This window comes from Rufibacter tibetensis (genome assembly GCF_001310085.1).
In the GTDB taxonomy this organism is placed as follows: domain Bacteria; phylum Bacteroidota; class Bacteroidia; order Cytophagales; family Hymenobacteraceae; genus Nibribacter; species Nibribacter tibetensis.
On the sequence record NZ_CP012643.1, the window covers coordinates 479,571 to 504,100 of the forward strand.

Below are 24,530 nucleotides of genomic sequence, written 5' to 3' on the forward strand. Positions count from 1 at the left end.
TACCCTACTTTCGTATTAATACCAATAGTTTTGAATTAACCCTCAATCTGTATAAGCTCCAGAACTCCTATGGCCTACTCCATCGTAGAAAGCGACATGAGTGCAGACCCTTCATCTGATTCTTTGGCAATGCCCAATGACTTACGAGTTGAATCCTGGGAAGAACTGCAGCGAGAGCTTTTCCGTGATTCCTGGGATGACAAATTAAACCGTTACCGATCTCCGTATGTGTTCAGAGGATTATGGAACAAAGGATATAACCTTAAAACCAGCCTAATGCGCATTGGCGGAGACTACCCTAAACTGGAACCCCACCTGCTCCGCAATTTCAGGAAGTACTCAAGAGGTAACATGGAAGTGGGTGAGTCTTTCTGGAACTGGTTAGCAGTAGCCCAGCACCACGGCCTGCCTACTCGCTTAATGGACTGGACCTACTCCCCATACGTAGCCCTGCATTTTGCCACCTCAGACCTCAATAACTTCCATGAAGATGGGGTGATTTGGTGCGTCAACTATGTCAAATCAACAGACTATTTACCAGAAAAACTGCAGGAAGCTATTCGGAAGGAAGGGTCTAACGTGTTCACCCCTGAGGTTTTAGAACCCATTGCTACTTCCCTCAACAGTTTGAGCGAATTCCAGGAAAAGCCCTTTGTGCTGTTCATGGAGCCTCCCTCCTTGGATGAACGCATTGTGCACCAGTACGCCTTGTTTTCCATGATGTCCTCCCCAGACGCTATGCTCTGCGATTGGCTGTTAGAACATCCGGAACTTTATTATCGACTTATCATTCCGGCCAAACTGAAGTGGGAAATCAGGGATAAACTAGACCAAGCCAATATCACCGAGCGGGTGCTCTTCCCTGGGCTTAGCGGCATCAGTGCCTGGCTCAGACGGCATTATACCACTACTTAATAAAAACTTAAGAAATAGGAATTTGAATGGTGAGCCTATCGTTTAACCCTCGGCCGAAAGGGTTATCTTTTCTATGCTCCCTTTCCCCTCCTTTATATACCAAGCTATGTGTGACAACTTCAAACCGAAACCGGTCATCGTTTTTTCTGGCAACACCATGGAGGCGAATGTGGTGAAAAGCATGCTGGAAAACGCCAGTATCCAGGCTTTTCTGAAAGATGAGCATATTGGTTCTATTGCTCCCTGGCAAGTGTCTGCCGGTGGAGGCGGCGCCGTAAAGGTGATTGTCTCTTCTTTAGACCAACAGGAAGCCGAGGAAATAATTGCCCGCTACGAAAGAAACGAAGATCAGTAGTCTTTGTAGACCAAGGAATCCCTCCTCCCCTTTTCAACCTGTTTTCTAATAAAGGGCTCAAACCAAATTAAAGCATTCCATTTCCCTTCTTTCCTGAACAGCTGCATTTAGATAGGCCTTTCTAGCTTGCCCACAAGATCCTTCCAGGATGACAAGTGAGAGAGAAAAATATGCAAGGAGGTAAAAGGTGACTATGCAGCTAAAAAGACAGTTAAAGAAAACCAATTCCTTATTCCTAATTAAAACAGCACCGATACCTGCATACGGCCGGTGTGGATGGTTCTGATACCTTGCGGTTTTCGGCCGTCATAGTCTAAGGTGATGTTGAGGCCGCTACTTAGGCGCTGTTGCACCGCCAGGTTCCAGGTGAGGTTGTTGCCTGCCCGAAAACCATTGAGCATTTCAAACGCCACCGGCGATGTCTCCAGACCAGAATATTTGATGTTAATGTACTTTACAACACCGGTGATTGTGCGTTTTCCTACCTGGCTTACCCGTGCTTCTGAGCCAAATTCATGAAACCGGGCCTTTTCCTGGCTTCCCTGTTCATTTTCTTTGTGCATCCATTGGTACGTGCCGGTAAACCGAATGGTAGGATTGGGTTGGTACGACAACTCCGGCATGGCCTCCCAGGAACGGATCAAGAAGTTTTTTGTGGTTAGGTAATTAGAGGCACTCTCCCGTTTGGACCTGGTTACATTTAAACGGCTCGAAAACACCTCAGTCAAGTTCACCCGCACCAGTACCTGCTGGCTCGCATTGTTCCGTACATCTGTGCCGTTGGTGAGAAGCGTTTTCTGTAAGCCTTGCTGCACCGTCCACTCTACACCGTACTTAGGGTTGCTGCGGTTGAAGTACAATGTATTCCGGTAAGACCGGGTAAGCGAAAGCAAGGTAGAATCTTCAAAGTTCAAGCTAAACGGATTGAAGCGGCTGCGCAAATCAGCATCGGTGGTCCGTTTGTCTAAGGTCACAAAAGACAACGCTGAGAATTTAGATAGAATCCGCTTCCAGCGGGTGTCTGCGTTCTGCCACTCTCGGGGCAAGCTGCTGTTCAGGCGGTACGTGAAATTGTTGGTGAAGGCAATGACATACTCATCTGTAGGAATGAACAGCCTCACAAAGTTACGTCTATACGGCGGGTCTGAAGGCTGTGACTCAAAGAACTCATTTAAGTCCTGCCGCCCATCCTGGTTCAAATCTTCAAAGAAATGGGTTCCCTGCCCCGGGATAGTTTCCACGAATAAATATTCCCGCTTCAATTCACGACCAGTGCCAATGGCATACGACAGTTCAGAGCGAAGGTGCCGGTTAAGGAAATCACCGGTCCAGTCTATTTTGGATAGAACGGTGGTTTCCGTTAAGCTGTCCCGCGCCTGTAAATTACGGAGCGTGATCAAGGCCGAAAGTTGCTGGTTTTTCTTGATGACCGTGGTGGTGCTAAAGTTGAAAGTATTGGCTACCTGTTTATTGCCCAATTCTCCGTTTTCAGGCCTAAAATCAACCCGGCGGCTGTACTCTGCCCGGTACTTGAAACTGGCAGTATCACGGCTTTCTATGTAAAAAAGGTGGTCATCAAAATAGTTAGCCGAGCCAAGTAAGGCTTCGTTTAGTTTTGAAGTAACACGGTTTTTGTCAAAGCGGTAAGTGTAACCGGGAGTGAAGAAACGCGTGGGATACTGCAGGTTTACTTCACCCCTAACCCAGTCAGACGTGCTTTCAGTTTGTTCATTCTTAAGCAGGAACAGGTTTGTGCGAAGTTCTAAGCCTTTTACTTTCTGGGCCATTTCCAGGAAGTGCTGGGTACCATCTACTTCGGTGGGTCTGAACCTCCGGCTGATGCGGTAATTGATAAAATGAAGTGCGTCCTTTACTCCGCCTAGCGCAAACGTGAAAATATGGTCTTCAATCCTGGACTGCCGAGCCAAGGTGGTATTGGTTGGGCTGCTCCAGTCCCGGTCAAACTCCACATCGCGGTACCTGTCTATGGGTACAAAGTTGGGGTCTGTGTACTCATACGTCATAGCACTACGCAATTTGTAGTCGCCTAGGAATTTGATATTCCGGTCATTTAGTTGGTACCCAACCCGTATGGCTTTACCCTGGTCATCCCCTAAATCCAGGTTAGAATAACGGTTGAGGTCGTTTTTGGAGCCCGCTACTTCCAGGAAAACATTGCTCTTCTCATCCAGAGACCACATTCCGCCCAAAGTCATCATCTGTTTCTGGATAGGCGTGGTAAGAATGCGCAGAGGTTCATACCGTCCCTGCGGCACCCCGTTCACCGGCTCCACCCACTGAAACACACGCCCGTTCACGGTGTTGTTCTGCAACACGTAATTCCCGCCAGTAGACACCTCAGTGAAACTTACGGCATAATAGGCTTGGGTAGAATCTGTAGAATACTCGTAGATGGTGTAGGCACCGCTGGCGGTGACAGTGTCCTTTTTGAGGTACAGTACCTGATTTCGGTCAAATCGCACAGAGTCTCCGCTAGGGGTGGCTGCCAAATCCAGCCGGTCGCCAATCTGGCTCAGCAGGCGTTTCTCATTCGTGCTCAGGTTTAGCAGGACTGTGCTGTTGGGGTTATCAGCCTCATTGTAGAAGTTGCCGTAAACGTTGAACTTGCCCATTTTCTGATAATGACTGGCGTGCACCACGCTTCGGGTGTAGTTCAGGTCTGAATATTCAAAATCAACCCTGATCCGGGAGTTTCTGGTGATGACCCATTTGGGAGTGAAGGTGATCTCGGCTTGGTTGTAGTCAATGACATAATCATAGTCAAAGCCGCGCTGCAACAGTTTTCCGTCTAAGTACACCCGCTCTGAGTTGGCCAGTACAATAATAAACCGCTCGCCGTTGGGGCCACGCAACCGGTATGGCCCCTGCACACTTTCAATGGGCGTGATATTTTCAGACGCGAACTTTCCCTTCGCTACAGAAGCAGCTACTGAGGTCGCACTTTCCCAGCCCGGTTTCCCGCGGTTTACTTCCAGCGCCCCGCCCTGCACGTTTTTGTAAAACCGCAAAAAATGAGAGACTGGCCGGTTACGCAGCACCACATCTCCCCCGGTCAAGGTCCAAAGCCTGTGCTGCAGGGTAATAAACACCCGATCAAATTCCTGCAGTTGCTGCGTGTTGCCCTCGGGCTGGAAAGGAATGTTCTGGTCTGTGATGGAAGCGGTGATGTTGATTTCATCCGTGAGTTTTCCTTCCAACTGCAGGTTCAGGGCGGAGTTCACGAACACGTTTTGTGTGTTTCCTATAGAAACGCCCCTTGAAATGCTACCGGTTTTGTTCAGGCCAGGAGTTTTGAAGATTTCTTCGCGGGAAGTTGCTGGGTTGAACACATAGGACCGCTCAAAAGAGGAAGAGTCCCAGGTGCGAATGTCACGCTTGAATGAAGGAGCGGCTACATTCAGCGGAAGTACCCGGTAACACACCAGCACAGAATCTATTTGGGGCTCTTTTTTAGAAAACCGGGCTGAAAACGCACCGGAACTATCCTTGGCAATACTATCTGGCCGAAAGACTTGGGTTGATTCTGGAGGAGTTAACCCGATGAACTGGAAAAGATTGGTGATAGGGTCATAGTGAAAACTGAGGGGGCGGCGAAGTTGCCGGCGATTCAGAATCTCAATAGTATTCTCGGCTACGGTAAGGGAATCCAAGCGGAAGGTGCCGGGCTGCAACTTCACCCATTTACACCGGCGATTGGTTAAGCCTTGGCCTTGTGTCTCTCCCGCTCCCAGAAGCACACATGTGAAGAAAAATATGGCACCCCAGCACCTCATGCGGGCACCACGGGCAGTTTCAGGAAGAAGGTGGTGCCCTCATTTTCCTGAGTTTCAAACCAAATAGAACCGCCAATCGCCTCCACTCCTTTCTTCACCACGGCCAGCCCAATGCCTGAGCCGGTGTATTTGGTACTGAAATTCGGCACGAAAATCCTGGGCTGTACATCTACCGGAATACCCGTGCCATTGTCTTGCACTGCTACCAACGCCCATCCTGGGCTAGCCATTTGTAAACTCACTTTGATGTGGGGCGGCACCGAAGAAGGAACAGCCTGCAGTGCGTTTAAGAGCAGATTATTGAAAATCCGAATCAATTGGTTTTCATCGGCCCGCACGAACACATCTTCCTCCGGCAGCTCTACCGCTACCCGATGTTGCTGCGGGTTCAGGTGTAAATCTGTCGCCCTCCGGATTAGTCCTTTTAATTCTAAAGTTTCCAGTTTCAGGTCAGGCATAGACGTGAAATTAGAGAACGAAGTGGCAATGTCACTGAGCACGTCAATCTGGGTAATGATGGTGTTGGAAATCTTCTCAATAAGATCTTCCAGGTTCCCCCGCCCTTCCTGCATGGCTTTGCGCAAGTACTGCAAAGACAATTTCATAGGCGTAAGCGGGTTCTTGATCTCGTGCGCTACCTGGCGGGCCATCTCCTTCCAGGCGGCCTCTTTTTCTCTGAGCGCCAGTTCCTGCTTGCTTTCTTCCAGTTTCTGCAACATTTGGTTGTACTCGTGCACCAGCAAACCTATCTCGTCCCGGGACTTGTACACCAGTTTCTCGTTATTACCGGTAAGAGACGTACGCTTCAGGCGCTCTGTTAAGAGTTGCAGGGGTACCGTAAGGGCGCGAGTCGCCAAGTAACTAAGGAGCACGAACAGCAAAAACAGCACCGTGAAAATATTCAGGATGGTAGTGATAAGCTGAATAAGCTTGTTATTCAAATCTTTCTCAGAATCAAAGTACGGAATACCCAAATAACCTTCCGGAACATTGGTTGGTGAAGTCCGCAGGGGAACGTAGATGGTGCTGTAAGGCAAAGTCCCTGCTTTCTCCTCCAGCAGCACCCGGTTAAGACCCTGCTCTTTTAATGCTCCAATGGCTTTAGGATTAATCCTGGTGGAAAGAACGCCCGCCTCAAATAAAGCCGGTTGACTAGAGATCCTCAATTCACCATTGGCATTGTAAATATTAAGCTCGGCTTGGGCTACCAAAGCTAATCGGTTTACCCTGCGGGACAATGAATCGGCACGTCCTTTAAATAAGTTGTTTCCCCAGTTACTGGTGATAATATTCTGACGCACAAAATCACCTTGGTCTGTGAAACTCCTGACCAAGTCCTGCCGGTAAGATTCTGTTACCAAGCTTCCAATGGTGATGCTTACCAGTACCAAGGGAATCAACACTCCCAGGTTTAGGAAAAGCTGGATTTTAGTACTGAAGGTAGAAGTGATGGTTTCTATCAGCTGCCCCCGTAGCAGCATGGCCAGCAAGAGCAAAGAAAAAAGGGTAAACGTGTGTAATAGGAATAAGAACGAGAAGTTAGAAAGCCAGGAACGGGCGCCATACTCCGGCGTACTTACAATTGCTACGGCACCGCTGTTGTTCCGGGCCCCTAGATGGTGATAGTCCCCAATTGACACACCCTGAGAAAACAGCTGAGACATACCAAAGTAACGTGGCGAGAAGAGCTGGCTGTATTCAAAGTACCCTTCGGTTTTAAGCCACCGGTTGTTTTTCCATAAGGCATAGCTGCTAGAAGGAATGGTAGTGGCTTGCGCAGTTTTACGTTCAACCAGTAGTTCTGGAAGGACACTGTTGGGAGCGGTAACTTTAGGACTTACTTCCAGCACCACCGTAGCCCACTGCTCAAACTCAACGGGTACTTTAATCTCCTGCAGATAAGTGAATCGGGCCGGATCTGTTTCAGAACGTACCAGCAGCTGACCTTTCTGGTTTGTGCTTCGGGAAATAGGCGCCCATCTTTGTGCGTAAGCTTCCAGGTTGGAAAGGCTGTCTAAATCATTGAAGCTTTCACCGGTGAAATCAAACATGCGCACCGTTACAGCATAGTTTTCAGTGATTGGGCGTAAATGATGGCGCCTGATTTTCTGCTCTACTATGGTTAGATTGCCCCATGGAGCACTGAACACATGTTGAATCAAGGGATCCTGGCTAATGTCCTGGGCAGCCTGCGCCAACAGGTATTCCGTTAGATCATCACGGTCTTTGAGCAATTGGGTGGCCAACCTTTGCTTATCAGCACGAAGCTGCACCACGTACAGGTCATACAAAGCAGCGGCTCCTAAACTAGCACTTAAGATATTGAGCAGGAAAATACTGGAATAAACTCCGGCTTTCCGGCCTAACCTGCGGTGCAGCTGCTCCCACCCTACCAGTGAGGCACCCGCAAATAATATTACCCAATTTCCGCTAGGGGCATCTCGCCAAAACGCCCAGGCCAAGGCTAGTACTAAGACGGTCATCCAGGCATAGGCAAACGGCAACTTCCCATGGGCGGTAAAAGGAAGCCAGCGCATGAGCAGGCGCAAAATCCAACTTAAAGCCAGGGTGTGCAGAATCACAGCCAGGTACAAGAGAACTTTCTCCAACCCTATCTGGACATTTTGAGTTAGATCAAGGTTTACCTGGGAATTGACAATCAGGCTTCGGTAAGTTTCATACCAACTGATGATGAGTAGCGTGATCATGACACCTATGGCCACACAGCACCATAATTGTTTCTTCAGCGATTTTTGAAAAAAGACCGAAAAAGAGAACGTCTTGGCGTAACTATACACCAAAATAGCCATCACCAGAAAACAAATTTCATTCAGCAGCAGGTCTCCTAAAGAAGGTGACCACCAGGCCGCTGCATACACTCGGGGGCTAAAGAGTTCCAGTTCCTGCACATTGTTAGGGAATTGGGAAGCCAGCATTAAAAGACGCAGTATCAACAAACCACCAGTGACAACCCAGAAGGCAGATATACTTTGCCCAGCACTGGTAAGCCGTTGGTAAATAGTAACCAAAAAGAGAAGGAAGGCAAAAATAGCCAGTGCATACAAAGAAAACGTGAACTTACCTGCATGCAACCATTGGCCGGGTTCTAAAACCAGAAGTGAAAAAAGGTAATTTCCTCGTTTGTCAACAATAGGAAGGGTTCCTCGTCTTTGTTCCAGATGAAGCGAGGCGGCATGATCTTCAAAGATGTCAGGATTTAAGCCGCTCCTGAGGTAAGCATTGCTAATACCGTACCGTACCTCCAGCGGAATAACAGCCAAAGCAGTGTAGATACTATTTGGCTGATGCCGCACTACCAGGTAACGGCCGAACCTGTTCTCCACTACCTGCAGCCTTTTACTCACGTAGTCAGGCGAGATGTCAGGCCGGATAGAATGATCTGACCAAAACACCAATTTGTTTTGCCTGAAAATAAATACCGGAACAGTGGTTTTAGGAAGGTTTCTAGAAAACAGGCCTGATTCGGGCTGCACAGATTGAGAGACCTGCACCAATTCCTCCTTAGCCTTCTGCACGAGCACCTGAAGCCGACCTTGCACTTCCTCCACCATTTGCCTTTCTGGGGCTTCCAGCAGGTCGCGTTGCACACTCATCTGCAGAATAGCGGCAAGGCTACCTAACACCAAGGAGGTAAGTAAGAAAACAAAAGGAATAGTAAACCGGGACTTCAACTCTGCTTTTTTTCCGAATTTAGCCATAAAACGGGCATTTGCCCTACAATCAGCCTAAAAGAAGATACAGGAGGTGATATAAAACGTTTCAGACCTGGTTTAGTGTAAACGGCCTTAAAACAGAAATACTCAGAAAAGGCTGAAAAGTAGTAGACAGAAACAAACCTGTTTAAGCCAAGATCTATTTTAAACTCTCTTGTACTTTAGATCAAAGGAAACACTCCCAAAGAAATACAGCATCATGACCTGCGCGTACCTGAAAAGCAAAGGAGTTAAAGAAAATAACAATGGTAGGTACTGCCGTGAGGTATACCCAAGTGGGCGGATCATGAGCCAGGAAATATAGAGAAACACCTATCAGGAACACAATGACTACTGAAAGGCCGTAGCTCATGTACATGGCACCCCATTAAAAGCCTAGCTCAATTTTAAAACTGAATCCACAAAAGGAGAATTTCTCCGGAATTGATCAAACCTGTGAAGTCTTAAAGCCAAATGGGTAAGCATTGGCCCCTAGACAGCGGGACACTTCATCTCCAACCCAGCCATTTAATGGTGCAGGATTCCAGACTATTTTTTTCGGCTGTACTTATACCAGAAGAAGCCTACACAACAGGCAATAATATACGGGACAGCCATAAGGTATAGAATTCCTTTGTTTAAGCCGTTTGCAATACTATCACCAGACTGGGAAGAAGATTCAACAGAGGCGGTACACATGGCACATTGCGCCTGAGTGGGTTCTGCCTGTAAAGTCAGGAGCACTACTAATAGAAAGCACCCCAACCAGAAGATATATTTTTTAATCATTTTACTTCGCTTTACTCTATTCTAGAACACCAACGCTACGGTAAAGTTTCAAGTATAATACGGCGAAATCATCAAATACACCACCACTCCGGTTACGGCTACATACAGCCAAAGCGGGAACGTCCATCTTGAAATTTTCCGATGGCGAGCATACTGCCCCGATATAGCAAAGTAAACAGAGAGCAACACCAACGGTACAATTACCGCTGCCAGAATAATATGTGTGATCAGAATAAAGTAGTACACCATTTTGATAGTTCCCTCTCCACCATAGGAAGTTGGGGCTGCCTGGTAGTGGTAGGTCACATATGAAATCAGGAAAAAGGCAGAAAGCACAAAGGCGGTTACCATGCCAAACCGGTGTAATCTGCGATTCTGCTGTTTGATCTGGTAATAACCAAAAACAAGAGCCAAAGCAGTAAGAGAATTTAATACCGCATGTAGCTTAGGAAGAAAGGACACATCTAAGTCTCCTAATTTCCCAGTTTGCGGCATAAAAAGCAAAAAGGCAACTAACAGCGGAACAACAACTGAAAGAATGCCAATGATGATGAGGTACCGGGTATCATTAGGGTTACCCAAAGCTTTATTTTCCATTATCTAGATTGTACTCAGAAAGGAGTACGTTTATTTCTGTAATTAATCGGTCTACGTCTGCCGCATCGGTTCCGTCATAAATACCCCTTACATGTTTTTCTTTGTCTACCAGCACAAACCGGTTAGATTGAAGTAAGGCAGGGGAACCATCGGGCAAGGCGCTTTCTAAGGAAGTAAGTCTGTACCCCTTCTCCGCTAAACGCTGTATTTCATTTTCAGGACCAGTCAGGAAAATCCATTTGTTGGGTCTGGCTTTGAAACTTTCAGCATACTCACTTAGAACTGCTGGCGAATCTTCCTGCGGTTTGAGGGTGTGGGAAATGATTCTTACATCTGGCTGTAGCCTGAAGGCATCCTGTACTCTTGAGAGTTGGGTACTCATCTGGGTACAAGGACCCTTGCAAGATGTAAAAAAGAAGTTGGCAACATAGATTTTACCTTCCAGATCTTTCTGGGAAAAAGCAGTGCCAGTATGAGAGGTTAACTTGAAATCTGGAACTTGATGATACGTGGTATCATACTTCCATTCACCAGCCACCTGAGTAGAATCTACAGTAGCCGGAAAATAAGTTCGGAGTGAAAATCTATTCACTCCGAACATCTTAAGGAATAAAAACACCAGTACGGGTAGCAGTAGTAGCGTACCCAGTACCAGGGCTTTTTTTGGACTCATTATTCGAAATAATTGAATACGGATTCACCGTAGAAAGTACCCTCTACCAGTAACGCTACTAGTAGCCAAACCAGCAGTACAGTAGGAACCAACACAGCCCAGATAAGACCTTTGGTTTCATGTTTCAAGTGCATGAATTCTCCTACTATATAGAATGCTTTGAAAAGGGTAAGGCCAATGAAGATGGCGTTACGCAAAGTACCTGCGTCCATCATGAACGCGAACGCGAATTCTACAGCGGTAAGTGCGCAAAGGATGAAGAAGGTCTTCCAGATAGCTTTTGTTTGTGCCTTAGGAATTTCTCCTGTTTGGCCAAACTCGTCTGCATGATGTGAATGCGATGCCATGTCTATTCAGTTTATATCAGTCCAACAATTACACTAAGTAGAAGAAGGTAAATACGAATACCCACACCAAGTCTACAAAGTGCCAGTACAACCCTACTTTCTCTACCATTTCATAGTGCCCTCTTCTGTGGTACACTCCATTTACGGTATTGATGAAGATCATGATCAACAACACCACCCCACTGAATACGTGAGTACCATGGAAACCAGTGATGAAAAAGAACAAGTCTGCAAACAAGGGAGGACCATATTGGTTTACGATCAGATTAGCCCCATGGATAACACTACCGTCAGCCAGTTTCATGCCTCCCTCAGTTCCGGCAATAAAGTGGGACCACTCCCAAGCCTGGCAACCCAAGAACATAGATCCGAAAAGGATAGTCCACAACAACCATTTCTGCACATCATTTTTGTCCATTCTGTGTCCTGCTTCCACGGCTAACACCATGGTTACAGAAGAAAGGATAAGGATCATGGTCATTAAAGCCACAAAAGCAAGCGGCCAGTCTACACCATGGAAACCAGGAAATGCATTGAAAACTTTATCTGGGATTGGCCACCATTCCGTGGAGAAGGTGAACGCTTCAGGTGTTCCTTCATAGGCTCTATGCCGATGACGGGCTAATCCATAGGTGGTTAAGAAAGCAGCAAAGGTAAAGGCATCTGATAAGAGGAAAAACCACATCATCAGTTTACCATAACTTGCCTTGAAAGGCTCGTTCCCTCCATCCCAGGTGCCAGTATTAGGCTGCTCAAAGGTTGTTGTTTGCGACATATGTGTTACAGAATTATTAATGGTTCAAAACTAGGAATACGTACAGGTAAATCCAAAGAGCCCCCAAGAAGTGCCAGTAAATAGTACACAACTCTATACGGGTAAGATTTTTGGAATGTACTCTGTACCGTAGCGCCGAAATTACTACAATAATCAGAAAAATTAACCCCGTTACTAAGTGAAATGCGTGAACGCCGGTTAAAACATACAGAAAAGAGCCAGATGGGTTAGCAGTGGTTCCTCCAAAGTAAACATTATTACGGACTAACTCTCCCCAACCCTCCCATTGACCAACTAAGAAAGCAAATCCTGCCACAATCGTCAGTACTAAGGCCAGCTTCAGGTTCTTCAGGTTGTCTTTTCTTGCAGACACATATGCCCACTGCATAAACACGCTGCTCAGAACCAGTACAAGGGTATTTAGTAACAAAACCCCTGGTAGATCAAACTCTAACCAGTTACCTTCTTCCCGGCGCACAATATAGGCACTGGTAAAGGCTGCGAACATCATAACGATGCTCACTATCAATAAAACTAGCATGAACTTCAACGGGTTTACCCGTCGTTGTGTAGCCTGTATTTCAGAATTCATTATCATTTCCAACTTCTATTAAATTCTATCTACCACAAAAGCTATCTGCACAATTGGCAAGTACAGAAATGAACCAAACATGATATTCATGGCTGCCCTTTTAGAGCAGGTATGCATGAGATAAAAAGTTTGCATCAAAAATAATACTCCACAAACCACCGCTATAAAAGCGGAGGTTTTCCCTGCCATCCCAAACTGCATAGGGAGTAATCCTAAAGGGATAAGCAGTAACGTATAGATCATGATCTGGATAGCAGTTTTCAGGTTCTTTCCACCTGCCATAGGCAACATTTTGAATCCTGCCTTTTTATAATCGTCATCCAGAACCCAGGCAATGGCCCAAAAATGAGGGAACTGCCAAATAAACTGAATCCCAAATAAGATCCAAGCTTCTACTCCTATGTATCCTGTACCAGCTACCCATCCAATCAAGGGAGGTAAACCTCCAGGTATAGCTCCTACAAAAACACAAATAGGAGATAGTCTTTTTAAAGGGGTGTAAAAGAACCCATACAACAGCAATGAAAGGAAAGAAAGAGCTGCCGCAAGCCAGTTAAAGTAAAGACCAAGAAGGCTTACTCCTGCCAAACAAAGTAGTACACAGAAAACGATCGCTTCCTGCACAGAAAGTACTCCTGTGGGAAGTGGGCGTTTGGCAGTTCTTTTCATCATCTTATCCAGATCTATTTCAAGAACCTGATTGATGATATTTGCTGAGCCAGTTACCAATAAACCGCCCAGCATTACTAAAGCAGTATCAACCCAAGACGCATTAGGTCTTCCTAAAAGAAAACCAATGGCACTGGAGAAAGCTACCGTGGCGGAAAGCCTGAATTTTAATAATTGAAAATAAGCGGTTGCTTTACTCATAGCCGATGATGTCTGGGCACTGGATGATGTTACGTCTTGTACGAACATAAACGTGTTTATGCCACCAACTCGGGTGTAGGTTGATTAGGTTTCTGAGCGTAAAAATAACTTATAAGCAGCAAATATTGCAGCCCGAACAACAAAGTTCCGAAAAGCAAATGTAGTGGTTGCGCGAACGCTGGTAAACCCAGATAAGATAACACAATACCTAAAAGAACTTCAGCAGCAATCACAGCTAACACCATTCTTGCCATTAAAAGCAATTTAAGGTTTTGCAGCTTTCTTACAGAAAAGTAGAGGCCCACATTCAATACTACTAACAGAATAGAAAGAGACCTATGCACATAAAAGGAGGTGCCTAATCTTTCTATCCAGGTTTCCCTTTGAAGGTTTCCCAAATTATAAGCAACAATGTCTACCTGTTCTCTTACCTGGGTGCCAAGTATTACTTGCAGGAAAGTTATCAAAAGAGACAATCCCAGGAGAAACTGAAGGTTACCTGAACCTAAAGCTACTGTAGAAAACAACTTCTCTCTCTGAACTCTGACTACAATGTAAATCAACACTGCTACCAGAACCAATGCCAGTGCCATGTGCAGGGTTACCATTTCAGGCAGAAGATTAGTGGACACAACTAATGAACCCAACCACCCCTGAAATACAACCAGTAAAAAGGAAGCTACTGCCCCAATGAAAATCTTTGAATCAGATTTCAGTAAAGGAAAAGAGAAAAGAACTGTTAAGAAAACTAAAAGCCCAATTACCACGCCTACCAATCTGTTCACATACTCAATCCAGGTCTTAGTGGCATTGAATTCTGTTTCAATGTACTGAGAAGGATGTGCAAAGATTTCCTGGGCTACTTCTGTAAAACCAAAACCTTGAAGAACTTTCCCGATGCGCTCATTCTTCTGAATGCGCTTCTCTTTGTATACCTCCAGATAATCTGAAGGTAGTTGCTCTAAACTAGTGGGGGGGACCCACGATCCGAAACACTTCGGCCAGTCTGGACAACCCATACCGGAACCAGTGCTACGAACGATCCCCCCTACTAAGATTAATATATAAACAGAAGCAATTGTAAGTACTCCTATTCTTTTAAACCTTTTACTAATAAAAGATTTATCTCTCATTCTTTATTCGAAATCATCTCTCTCATGCGGCAAGTTAGAAGACTGCGTTTGAGAGAATGGTACGTTTTGAGGGATAAAGTCCTGCGGTGCTCCTGGCTTGCTGTAGTCATAAGGCCATCTGTACACAACCGGAAGCGGACCTGGCCAGTTACCGTGGCCTGGGTTGACAGGAGTTGTCCACTCTAAGGTGTTTGATTTCCAAGGATTCTCTGTCGCTCTTCTACCTCTGAAAATGCTGTAGAAAAAGTTGAACAGGAAGAAGAACTGGGCAGCGAAAGCAAGGACAGCTACAATAGTAATGAACGAGTTCATGTCCATGAACTTATTGAAAACATCAAAACCGGTCCAGGTGTAATATCTTCTTGGGAAACCAGCAATACCAATGTAGTGCATCGGCATGAAGATCAGGTACACACTAGCAAAGGTAATCCAGAAGTGAATGTAACCTAATTTTTCATCCATCATACGACCAAACATCTTAGGGAACCAGTGGTATACCCCGGCAAACATCCCGAAGAAGGCCGCACTACCCATTACTAAGTGGAAGTGAGCTACTACGAAATAAGTATCATGTAATTGGATATCAAGTGCAGAGTTACCTAAGATGATACCAGTTACCCCACCAGAGATAAACAGGGAAACGAAGGCAACTGAGAAAAGCATGGCTGTGGTAAAGTTAATATTACCTCTCCAAAGCGTAGCGATCCAGTTAAAAACTTTCACAGCTGATGGAACCGCAATGATCAACGTCAAGAACATGAACACAGATCCTAAGAACGGGTTCATACCTGAAACGAACATGTGGTGCGCCCATACAATGAAAGAAAGTAAGGCAATACCTAACATAGAGCCAATCATAGCACGGTAACCGAAGATAGGCTTACGTGAGTTGGTAGCAATAATCTCAGATACAATACCAAAAGTTGGCAGAATCACGATGTACACCTCAGGGTGACCTAAGAACCAGAACAAATGCTGGAATAATACCGGACTACCACCTGTATGGGTTAGCGCCTCCCCTGCTACATAGATATCAGAAAGGAAGAAGCTTGTTCCAAATGAACGGTCAAAGATCAAAAGAAGTGCAGCTGAGAAAAGCACCGGGAAGGCTAAAAGGCCTAAAACAGCTGTTAAGAAGAATGCCCAGATGGTCAACGGCAACTTAGTCATGGAAAGACCGCGTGTCCGCATGTTGATCACAGTAGTAATGTAGTTTACACCACCTAATAACTGGGAAACAATGAACAATGCCATACTCACCAACCACATGGTCATACCCGCACCAGATCCAGCAATAGCCTGAGGCAAGGCACTTAATGGAGGATATACTGTCCAACCACCAGCAGCAGGTCCTGTCTCTAAGAAGATAGAGTAGAACATGATCACACTGGCCAGGAAGAAGAACCAGAAAGAAAGCATGTTCATGAAACCAGAAGCCATGTCACGGGCTCCAATCTGTAGCGGAATCAGGAAGTTACTGAAAGTACCAGAAAGACCTGCCGTCAGCACGAAGAACACCATGATGGTCCCGTGCATGGTTACTAAAGCCAGGTAGAACTCAGGGTTAAGCTTGCCACCGTCTACCCACTTCCCTAACAAGGGCTCCAGGAAGGTGAAGGTTGCTTCCGGGAAGCCTAACTGCATCCGGAACAAACTAGAAAAGGTACCGCCAATGATTGCCCAGAAAATACCTGCAAACAAGAATTGTTTTGCAATTACTTTATGGTCTTGGCTAAAGATGTACTTCTCAATGAAACTCTGATCGTGGTCATGGTCGTCATGATGATCATCGTGTCCTGCGTGCACATCTTTATGTAATGAAATATCCGTAGTAGACATACAGTACTGTTAAAAGATTATAACTATTGTTTAGGGGCAGAAGAAGCTCCTGCTGCATCAGCGGTGGCGTTTACTGCTACAGAACCTACAGTACTGTCAGCCGGAGCTGCCTGTAACTGGGTAAGAAACGTTTTCTTTTGTTGAGCAGCTACCCACTTTTGATATTCTTCAGGTTCATCTACAATCATGTTCAGTTTCATGGCGAAGTGGCCACGTCCGCAAACCTCAGTACAAGCTAATTCATATTGAAAGTTAGCATTGCCTGTTTCAGATTGCATCTCTGAAGTAGTTTTGGTTGGGATAAACCAGAAGGTAGTCGGCATTCCAGGTACAGCATCCATCTTTACGCGGAAGTGAGGAAGGAATACACTGTGGATTACATCTCTTGATCTGATTTTCAATAACACCGGAGTACCTTTTGGTACGTGGAAAGCACTAGGCTCACCAGGGAAATCATCCTTTGCGTTATTGTCATTCAAATCAATTCCAAACTCGTTGGTGGCATCAATCAACGTATGCTTCACAAGACCAAGTTTGTTATCTGCGCCGGGGTAACGGGTTAACCAGTTAAACTGCTTCCCCATCACTTCTACTACCACTGCATTTTCTGGAGCAGGGCTGGTGATCTTAGCCCAGGTTTTCCAACCAGAGAATACTAGCAAAGCCATCACAACCGCAGGAATAACAGTCCAGATAATCTCGATCTTGTTATTGTGTGGGTAGTAATAGGCCACTTTTCCTTCTTTGTGCTGGTATTTGTAAGAATAGAAAAATAGGAGGATGTGGGTAAGAACAAATACAAACCCAATTACCGCCATTGTTAACCAGAACATGCTGTCAATAGCAATGCCGTGTTCAGAGGCAACCGGAAGAATCATTCCTTCTTTTGAACTCATGAAAGACCATACAAACAGGGCTCCCATAACAAAGAAGAAGGCGATAAAAAGAGCGGCGTTTACCTTGTTGCTTCTACCGATGTCGGTTCTATAACTTCCCTTGAAAATAGAAGCCAAGACTTGGATTCTAAACAGAAGGTAAAGGATGACCAGTAAAAGGATGATTGATAGTGCTACTGCAATCGTAATCATTATCCGTGTCTTTAAATGTAAGTCTTATACGTGATGGTGAGCACTTTCTTCCACGAATGGGTGGTTCACAGGAACCAACGATGCCTTGCCTAACTCATTAGAGAATCTCCACAAGAACAGACCCAGGAAGGTTAAAGCTGTACCAATTTCTATTAGTCCAAAACCGCTTTCTCCGCGCATAGTTCCTGGCATGATCATCATATAGAAATCAAACCAGTGACCAATCAGGATAGCGATACACACAATCTTCAGCATGATCATTTGACGCTTTGCATCTCTTGTCATTAGAACAAGGAAAGGGAAAGCAAAGTTTATTAATAGGTTAAAGAAGAAGATCCAAGTGTAATGATTGTTATTTCCCCCTAAACGCTCTTGGTAGTAGATAACTTCTTCTGGGATGTTGGCATACCAATACAGCATGAATTGAGAGAACCAGATGTAGGTCCAGAAGATACTGAAACCAAAAAGGAATTTACCAAGGTCATGCAAGTGGTTAGATGTAACCATTGTCATGTAGCCATTCTGCTTCAGGATGATGATGGTCAACGTGATGGCTGCTAAACCAGATACCCACCAACTGGCGAATACATACCAACCAAACATGGTACTGAACCAGTGAGTGTCAATTGACAATACCCAATCCCAGGCAGACATAGAAGAAGTAACCCCGAAAACTACCAGGAAAGTTGCTCCTAATCTGATGCTTTTGTTATAGTGTAACAAACCACCGTTCAAATCTTCCGCTAATGATTCTCTTCTCATCCATTTGAAGAAAAGGAACCACAAAGTGAAATAGGCTACCATTCTAATCACATAGAAGGTTGTGTTCAGGTAACCGCTCTTCCCAACAATGATGGGGTCATAGTTAGGGTTACCTACTTCATGTACAGAATGGTCTGTCCAGTGAAATAAGGTATTATGGCCAGTGAAGATGATGGGAACCAAGAACACTAACAACATAATGACACCACCAACCAGTAAATAAGCTCCTAATGCTTCTGGAACTCGCTTGATTAAAACAGACCAACCTGCATAGGCTACATATTGAATGGCTACAAACAATACCCCAACTACCGCAATACCGGTGAAGTACACATTGTTCATCCAAAGGTTAGCTAGCAAACGTTGCCCCCAGCCAGCGGCGTGGTGACCAGCCGCTGCACCGTGTTCTTCTCCATGACCACCACCGCTGAAATTTGCAGCAATGATCAGACCGGCTACCAAGAGTACTAACCCAATAGCTATCATGTAGAAGAACCGGGTAGTGGTTCTTTTAGGGATACTAAGTCTTTCTTCAGTTATCATTTCTAAAATACCTTTTATAGGTTAGTTACGCGTGTCCTTAGTTGGATCAGCTGTAGTACCTGTTACTGGGTTCGTATTCTCGGTTGTACTTGCTCCTTTTGGTTCACCTGCTTGTAGAGAACCTGTATCATTAGCATCAGCTCCACTGGCATCAGTTATCCCTTTCTGCAGCTGCTGCACATACATGGCTATTTTCCAACGCTCTGTTGGGTTTACCTGTGTCCCGTGAGGCATCATACGACCACGTCCATTCACAATCACGTGGTAGATGTGTCCTACTGGTAAAGTAGCGTAACGACCCTGGGTATAATTAGGTACCCCCTTGAACTTCACTCCTACTGCACCATCACCTAGACCAGTTTCACCATGGCAAGGAGAGCAAAAGCGCAGGTACAAAGTTTTTCCTTCTTCCAGGTTTTGGCTAGTTCTGGAAACAGGGTTCACCAATTCTCTACCCGCTACTTCTGCGCTATCTTTTGAAATACGGGTGTAAAACCCAAGTTTACCTCTTGCGATAGTATTAGAAGCCGGAACGCGCATGTTCAACCCACCTGGATTGATGGCATTCTTGTTATCTGCTAATTGCTTCAGTGGCTCATATGCTACTGGATAGTACATGTCCGGTGCATATTCTAGCCCTGGATCTTGGTCATTGCTGCCGCAAGAAACAATAAGAGCGGAAGAGAAAAGAATCATGGAGGCTTTAGCCCCAGTTCTAAAGAAATTGTTCATTATTTAACTACCTCCTTCTCGTTAACTTCTATAGCCCCGTTAGAACGGAGAAGATCATTCAATTTGTTGATATCAGTACCTTCTTTCAATTCAATTGCCATCACGTACTTATCATCGGTAGAACGAACATCCATCACCGGAACTTTCAGGGTAGGACGCAGGCCACTTATGATAAAAAAGGTGATCACCATTCCGAAGGCTGCAAAAAGTACGGTTAACTCAAACGTAACCGGAATAAAGCTTGGGATGGCAATGTGTGGTTTACCACCAATGATCATTGGCCAGTCAAACCCCAACATGTAAATCTGCATCCATAACGCGAAGGAGGTTCCGCAAAGACCGCAGAAGAAAGCCACAATAGGCAATCTTGAACGTTCAATGCCCATCACGTCATCAATCCCGTGAATAGGGTAAGGAGAGAAAACGTCATAGATTTTAGTGCCTGCCGCGCGAGTCTTTTCAATGGCGTTCAGCAGCACATCCTCGTCTTCAAATACACCGAGTATATATTTCTTACTAGTCATGTTTGTGAGAGTTTTTAGGTGCTGTGCCGTGCATTGATGCGTCTGGGTTATGCGTGTGGCTTACTCCAGAAGACGACTTCAAAATTGATTTTACCTCGGCCATGTTTACTACTGGGAAGAACTTGGCGAAAAGAAGGAACAAGGTCATGAACAAACCCATAGTTCCAACATAAATCCCAACATCTATACTGGTTGGAGAGAACATTACCCAGCTGGATGGCAAGTAGTCACGGTGCAAGGAAGTTACAATGATCACGAAACGCTCAAACCACATCCCGATGTTTACGAAGATGGAGATGATGAACGTAGCCGTTAAGCTACGACGGATAGAACGGAACCAAAATAACTGAGGCGTGATTACGTTACACGTCATCATGGACCAGTATGCCCACCAGTAAGGACCCGTAGCACGGTTAATGAAGGCATACTGCTCATACTCTACACCAGAATACCAAGCGATGAAGAACTCAGTAATGTACGCCACCCCTACAATAGATCCTGTAAGAGTGATTACCTTGTTCATGGACTCTACGTGCTCCAAGGTGATGTAATCCTCTAGTTTGAACACTTTGCGGGTAACGATCATTAAGGTCAATACCATTGCAAAACCAGAGAAGATTGCACCTGCAACGAAGTAAGGAGGGAAGATAGTGGTGTGCCATCCTGGGATTACAGATGTTGCAAAGTCCATGGATACAATGGTGTGTACCGAAAGTACCAGAGGAGTTGCCAAACCTGCTAAGATCAGGGAAACTGTCTCATAACGTGACCAGTGTTTCGCAGATCCGGTCCAGTTCATACTCAACAAAGCATATGCTCTACGAGCAATTGGTCCGGTAGCTCTGTCACGAATGGTTGCAAAGTCAGGAATTAGACCTATGTACCAGAAAACCAGTGATACAGAGAAGTAAGTACTGATCGCAAATACGTCCCAAAGTAGTGGGGAGTTAAAGTTTACCCAAAGAGAACCGAAGGTGTTTGGAAGAGGCAATACCCAATATGCTAACCACGGACGGCCCATGTGAAGAACCGGGAACATAGCCGCACAGATTACCGCGAAAATTGTCATTGCTTCGGCGGCGCGGTTGATTGAAGTTCTCCACTTCTGACGGAACAACAACAAAATCGCTGAGATCAGAGTACCGGCGTGACCAATACCTACCCACCACACGAAGTTGGTGATATCCCATGCCCAACCTACAGTTTTATTTAGTCCCCACTCCCCTATACCGAACCAAAGGGTTCGGTATACTGAGTAGAAAAAGATGGCTAGAAAAATCAGAGAAACTCCCAGGGCCATCATCCAACGCATATTCGGCTTGGCTTCTACCTGCCGGCATACGTCTTCCGTGATGTCTGCATAAGTTTTACCCCCAGTTACTAAGGGCTCTCTTATCGGAGATACGTGCTGCATATATCTTTTTGAGTTAAATTAAGCTTGGTTTCTGATTTTGGTTAAGTAAGTCACGTTTGGCTGAGTGTTCAATTCTTCCAGTACGTGGAAAGCACGCTCGCCTTTCTCGCGGTTCAGGATCTGTGATACCTGGCTGTTTGGATCAAGCATGTCACCAAAGATGATAGCATTGGTAGGACAGGCCTGAGCACAAGCGGTAACAATTTCACCATCTACCGGACGTCGACCTTCTTTCTTCGCTTCCAGTTTACCATACTGGATACGCTGTACGCAGAACGTACATTTCTCCATAACCCCACGGGAACGTACGGTTACATCTGGGTTCAACACCATCTTGCCAAGGTCGTTGTTCATTTGGTAGTCGAACTTCTCGTTGTTGGCATAGTTGAACCAGTTGAAACGACGCACTTTATACGGGCAGTTGTTTGCGCAATAGCGGGTACCTACGCAACGGTTGTATACCATTTGGTTGATACCTTCTGTGCTGTGCATGGTTGCTGCAACCGGGCATACTGTTTCACATGGAGCATGGTTACAGTGCTGGCAAAGCATTGGCTGGAAGATAACTGATGGGTTCTCAGACGGATTCTCCATCTTCTCAAATCCACCGTCTTCACGAGTTGCATCACTGCTGTAGTAACGGTCAATACGTAACCAGTGCATTTCGCGACGGTTCAGTACTTCTTGTTTACCTACAACCGGTACGTTATTCTCCACCTGGCAGCTGATGGTACAAGTACCGCAACCAATACAAGAGTTCAGGTCAATGACCATACCCCAGTGATGGTTCTTGTACTCGTAATCCTGCCAAAGCGAAATTTTCTGCGGTGCTTGCGGGCCATCTGGCGTTGCAATGCGCACGTACTCAGTTACGCTCTTCGGATCTTTCTGGTATTCTTTCAGTGTGTTCTCCTGAACCACAATACGTCCCATTACCGTGTGGTGCGTCTGTGTCTGGGCAATTGGCTTATCAGCGCCTACCTTCTCAAGAGTAACTGTGTTTGAGAATTGAAGGGAATCACCGGCTACCGTCACCAACGGATAGACGTTTGCACCTACGTTATTGGCTGCTTGCCCTGCATGGGTACGGCCGTAACCAATAGCTATTGCAATTGTGTTAGGAGCCTGACCTGGCTGAACAAGCGCTGGCAACTCAATGGATTTACCTCTTGCAGTTACGCGTACTACATCATTCTGCTCAATTTCTAAACGCTTTGCAGTAGCAGGTGAGATAGCAACATAGTTGTCCCAGGTAGCTTTAGTGGTTGGGTCAGACATCTCCTGCAACCAAGGGTTGTTTGAGTGCTGGCCTGCTCCTATCGCTACTTTCTCGTAGATTTCAAGCTCAAGGGTGTTGTTATTTCCACCTGCGGCTCGTCCAGCTTTGTTAAGGGCTACGGCTGCAGCAGCTAAAGTCATTGGTGCGGCAGGGGAAACTGGATCATTCGCACCCGTTGTACCTAAAGCAACCCCATCGTGTGCTACTTTGTCCCAAGCGGTACCACCTGCTACAATACCAGACCAGGTTCTCTGAATTATAGAATAGTAATCAGAAGTAGAGCCAGTCCATTTCAATAATGAATCCTGTGCCTGTCTTGTATTGAAGATGGTAGTGATAGTTGGCTGAGCTAAGCTCAGGAAGCCTCTTTTTGGCTCGAAGTCATTCCAGGACTCCAGGTAGTGGTTGTCTGGACAGATATAGTCTACTAGAGAAGCAGTTTCATCAACTCTGTCAGAGAAGGAGATCTTTACGCCTACTTTCTTCAAACCACTTACAACCTGCTGGCTTAGCGGGTGGTCATAAACTGGGTTTGTACCGTAGAAGATCACCGCACCAACAGCACCTCTGTTCATGTCATTGATCAAACGCAGCACACGGGCGTCATCACCTTGACGAACATAAGAAGGGGCAGCAGGGTTGATGGTTGTTCCGTTTGCTCCTAACGATGTATTGATAGCAGTTACCAAGGTTTGAACAGCCGGATCATTAGAATCTGAAACAACTAAAGCTCCACCGCGGTTCGCCAGCAATTCTCTGGCTGCTGCATCAATCTGTTTTGTAGCAGAAGCAACAGCAGGTGCCTGAATAGTTTGCCCGCCAGTACCACCAGCTATTCTATTATATAAAGCAGCAACTACTGCCCCATACTCAGAAGGTTTAACTGGCACACGCACATCAGCGTTGGCACCAGTCATTGACAAGAACGTTTCAAACTGGAAGTGGCGAGACATGGTTGGCTTGTCTGCCGTCACTTTCCGGTTTACAATGTATTGCTTGGAATACTCAACCGGAGAAATCCATGTACCTAGGAAATCAGCGCCGATAGAAACAATCACTCTGGCTTTGCTGAAATCATATCCTGGCACCACTCCCCCATTGGCTCTTAACAAGGCCGATGCTGAATTTGCATCATAAGTCACATGTTCAAAAGCAGGGAATTGGGCACCAAATTCACGGATTACCGCTTTTGTACTTGGGCTGATAATAGTATTTGATAACAAGACCACTCTTCCAGTCACTCCAGTTAAGCGGGTCCGGATCTCCTGGTCAACGTTCTGCCAGGTAGTCTCTTTTCCTTTGGCAACTGGTCCTTTCAGACGGTTGTTATCATACAGGCTTAACAGAGAAGCCTGTGAACGAGCGTGCGTTCCTCCCTGAGTGAGTGGGGAAAGGTTGTTTCCCTCTACTTTGATGGGACGACCTTCACGGGTTTTCACCAACACCGGGTTGTAGAAATCACCCATGAAATAAGTTGAAGCATACCAGTTAGGAATTCCTGGCTCTACTTCTTCTGGCTTATTAAGGTATGGGATTGCTTTCCGTACCGGCGACTCACAGGAAGCCAGCGTAGCCGCAGCCACGCCAAAGCCTAGTAACTTTAAGAAATCACGTCTTGGAGCCACAGTGGAAGAGGATTCCTCTCCGTTAGCTTCACTTACTGGCAGGAACTCAGGAAACTCGTTATGAGCATGCTTCTGGAATTCCGGAGTATTGTTTAACTCCTCTACCCCTCTCCAGTATTTAATTGTTTCTTGCATATATCTCAAAAACTCAAATTCAGGATATGGAATTGA

General features: G+C 45.7%; 19 protein-coding genes. 2 read left to right on the forward strand and 17 right to left on the reverse strand.

The annotated features are described in order from the left end of the window. Positions 1-69: 69 nt before the first annotated feature. Both DC20_RS01790 and DC20_RS22260 read left to right on the forward strand, forming a co-directional pair. On the forward strand, positions 70-915 hold the full coding sequence (locus DC20_RS01790; RefSeq protein WP_245652288.1) for an FRG domain-containing protein: 846 nt from the start codon (positions 70-72) through the stop codon (positions 913-915). Between the two features lie 106 nt (positions 916-1,021). Continuing rightward, positions 1,022-1,270 (forward strand): putative signal transducing protein, encoded by a 249-nt coding sequence (locus DC20_RS22260; RefSeq protein WP_071885357.1) that lies wholly within the window; start codon positions 1,022-1,024, stop codon positions 1,268-1,270. A 239-nt stretch (positions 1,271-1,509) separates the two neighbouring features. Here the strand turns inward: DC20_RS22260 and DC20_RS01795 are convergent, their stop codons facing one another. From DC20_RS01795 to DC20_RS01880, 17 genes are all read right to left on the reverse strand, one after another. Further along, entirely contained in the window at positions 1,510-5,028 is a 3,519-nt protein-coding gene (locus tag DC20_RS01795) for a hypothetical protein (RefSeq protein ID WP_157593010.1), read from the reverse strand. 32 nt (positions 5,029-5,060) lie between these two features. Continuing rightward, the gene (locus tag DC20_RS01800) at positions 5,061-8,783 is read right to left on the reverse strand and encodes a sensor histidine kinase (protein WP_062542257.1); all 3,723 of its coding nucleotides are present in this window, start codon (positions 8,781-8,783) and stop codon (positions 5,061-5,063) included. 181 nt (positions 8,784-8,964) lie between these two features. Next, on the reverse strand, positions 8,965-9,150 hold the full coding sequence (locus DC20_RS23035; protein ID WP_169788144.1) for a hypothetical protein: 186 nt from the start codon (positions 9,148-9,150) through the stop codon (positions 8,965-8,967). A 464-nt stretch (positions 9,151-9,614) separates the two neighbouring features. Next, positions 9,615-10,163 carry a DUF420 domain-containing protein gene (locus DC20_RS01815; protein ID WP_062542260.1) on the reverse strand — a complete coding sequence of 183 codons (549 nt, stop codon included), beginning with the start codon at positions 10,161-10,163 and terminating at the stop codon, positions 9,615-9,617. After that, positions 10,153-10,836 carry an SCO family protein gene (locus DC20_RS01820; protein WP_062542261.1) on the reverse strand — a complete coding sequence of 228 codons (684 nt, stop codon included), beginning with the start codon at positions 10,834-10,836 and terminating at the stop codon, positions 10,153-10,155. The genes DC20_RS01815 and DC20_RS01820 overlap by 11 nt, the downstream gene beginning before the upstream one ends. Further along, positions 10,836-11,183: a cytochrome C oxidase subunit IV family protein gene (locus DC20_RS01825; protein WP_062542262.1), complete on the reverse strand. Its 348-nt coding sequence runs from the start codon at positions 11,181-11,183 to the stop codon at positions 10,836-10,838. The genes DC20_RS01820 and DC20_RS01825 overlap by 1 nt, the downstream gene beginning before the upstream one ends. Positions 11,184-11,211: 28 nt before the next feature. Beyond that, positions 11,212-11,958, reverse strand: a complete 747-nt coding sequence (locus tag DC20_RS01830; RefSeq protein ID WP_062542263.1) for a cytochrome c oxidase subunit 3 — start codon at positions 11,956-11,958, stop codon at positions 11,212-11,214. A gap of 16 nt (positions 11,959-11,974) precedes the next feature. After that, positions 11,975-12,556, reverse strand: a complete 582-nt coding sequence (locus tag DC20_RS01835) for a cytochrome c oxidase subunit 3 (protein WP_062545747.1) — start codon at positions 12,554-12,556, stop codon at positions 11,975-11,977. A gap of 12 nt (positions 12,557-12,568) precedes the next feature. Next, the gene (gene cyoE / locus DC20_RS01840; RefSeq protein ID WP_083470210.1) at positions 12,569-13,420 is read right to left on the reverse strand and encodes a heme o synthase; all 852 of its coding nucleotides are present in this window, start codon (positions 13,418-13,420) and stop codon (positions 12,569-12,571) included. Between the two features lie 56 nt (positions 13,421-13,476). Continuing rightward, a complete protein-coding gene (locus DC20_RS01845; protein WP_062542265.1) occupies positions 13,477-14,553 on the reverse strand; it encodes a COX15/CtaA family protein in 1,077 nt (358 codons plus the stop codon). 3 nt (positions 14,554-14,556) lie between these two features. Next, entirely contained in the window at positions 14,557-16,392 is a 1,836-nt protein-coding gene (locus DC20_RS01850) for a cytochrome c oxidase subunit I (protein WP_062542266.1), read from the reverse strand. Positions 16,393-16,415: 23 nt separating this feature from the next. After that, on the reverse strand, positions 16,416-17,480 hold the full coding sequence (locus tag DC20_RS01855; RefSeq protein ID WP_062542267.1) for a cytochrome c oxidase subunit II: 1,065 nt from the start codon (positions 17,478-17,480) through the stop codon (positions 16,416-16,418). Positions 17,481-17,504: 24 nt separating this feature from the next. Then, positions 17,505-18,785 (reverse strand): quinol:cytochrome C oxidoreductase, encoded by a 1,281-nt coding sequence (locus tag DC20_RS01860; protein WP_245652289.1) that lies wholly within the window; start codon positions 18,783-18,785, stop codon positions 17,505-17,507. Between the two features lie 21 nt (positions 18,786-18,806). After that, the gene (locus DC20_RS01865) at positions 18,807-19,517 is read right to left on the reverse strand and encodes a c-type cytochrome (RefSeq protein WP_062542268.1); all 711 of its coding nucleotides are present in this window, start codon (positions 19,515-19,517) and stop codon (positions 18,807-18,809) included. Then, on the reverse strand, positions 19,517-20,041 hold the full coding sequence (locus tag DC20_RS01870; protein WP_062542269.1) for a DUF3341 domain-containing protein: 525 nt from the start codon (positions 20,039-20,041) through the stop codon (positions 19,517-19,519). Before DC20_RS01870 ends, DC20_RS01865 begins: the two co-directional genes overlap by 1 nt. Further along, positions 20,034-21,455 (reverse strand): NrfD/PsrC family molybdoenzyme membrane anchor subunit, encoded by a 1,422-nt coding sequence (gene nrfD, locus DC20_RS01875; protein ID WP_062542270.1) that lies wholly within the window; start codon positions 21,453-21,455, stop codon positions 20,034-20,036. The genes DC20_RS01870 and nrfD overlap by 8 nt, the downstream gene beginning before the upstream one ends. A gap of 18 nt (positions 21,456-21,473) precedes the next feature. Next, positions 21,474-24,494, reverse strand: coding sequence for a TAT-variant-translocated molybdopterin oxidoreductase (locus tag DC20_RS01880; RefSeq protein WP_062542271.1), 3,021 nt, complete (start codon positions 24,492-24,494; stop codon positions 21,474-21,476). Between the last annotated feature and the right edge of the window lie 36 nt (positions 24,495-24,530).

Coding starts and splice junctions, on each gene's coding strand:
- DC20_RS01790 (WP_245652288.1), top strand. CDS start 70: ATGGCCTACTCCATCGTAGAAAGCGACATGAGTGCAGACCCTTCATCT.
- DC20_RS22260 (WP_071885357.1), top strand. CDS start 1,022: ATGTGTGACAACTTCAAACCGAAACCGGTCATCGTTTTTTCTGGCAAC.
- DC20_RS01800 (WP_062542257.1), bottom strand. CDS start 8,783: ATGGCTAAATTCGGAAAAAAAGCAGAGTTGAAGTCCCGGTTTACTATT.
- DC20_RS23035 (WP_169788144.1), bottom strand. CDS start 9,150: ATGAGCTACGGCCTTTCAGTAGTCATTGTGTTCCTGATAGGTGTTTCT.
- DC20_RS01815 (WP_062542260.1), bottom strand. CDS start 10,163: ATGGAAAATAAAGCTTTGGGTAACCCTAATGATACCCGGTACCTCATC.
- DC20_RS01820 (WP_062542261.1), bottom strand. CDS start 10,836: ATGAGTCCAAAAAAAGCCCTGGTACTGGGTACGCTACTACTGCTACCC.
- DC20_RS01825 (WP_062542262.1), bottom strand. CDS start 11,183: ATGGCATCGCATTCACATCATGCAGACGAGTTTGGCCAAACAGGAGAA.
- DC20_RS01830 (WP_062542263.1), bottom strand. CDS start 11,958: ATGTCGCAAACAACAACCTTTGAGCAGCCTAATACTGGCACCTGGGAT.
- DC20_RS01835 (WP_062545747.1), bottom strand. CDS start 12,556: ATGATAATGAATTCTGAAATACAGGCTACACAACGACGGGTAAACCCG.
- cyoE (WP_083470210.1), bottom strand. CDS start 13,420: ATGAGTAAAGCAACCGCTTATTTTCAATTATTAAAATTCAGGCTTTCC.
- DC20_RS01845 (WP_062542265.1), bottom strand. CDS start 14,553: ATGAGAGATAAATCTTTTATTAGTAAAAGGTTTAAAAGAATAGGAGTA.
- DC20_RS01850 (WP_062542266.1), bottom strand. CDS start 16,392: ATGTCTACTACGGATATTTCATTACATAAAGATGTGCACGCAGGACAC.
- DC20_RS01855 (WP_062542267.1), bottom strand. CDS start 17,480: ATGATTACGATTGCAGTAGCACTATCAATCATCCTTTTACTGGTCATC.
- DC20_RS01860 (WP_245652289.1), bottom strand. CDS start 18,785: ATGATAACTGAAGAAAGACTTAGTATCCCTAAAAGAACCACTACCCGG.
- DC20_RS01865 (WP_062542268.1), bottom strand. CDS start 19,517: ATGAACAATTTCTTTAGAACTGGGGCTAAAGCCTCCATGATTCTTTTC.
- DC20_RS01870 (WP_062542269.1), bottom strand. CDS start 20,041: ATGACTAGTAAGAAATATATACTCGGTGTATTTGAAGACGAGGATGTG.
- nrfD (WP_062542270.1), bottom strand. CDS start 21,455: ATGCAGCACGTATCTCCGATAAGAGAGCCCTTAGTAACTGGGGGTAAA.
- DC20_RS01880 (WP_062542271.1), bottom strand. CDS start 24,494: ATGCAAGAAACAATTAAATACTGGAGAGGGGTAGAGGAGTTAAACAAT.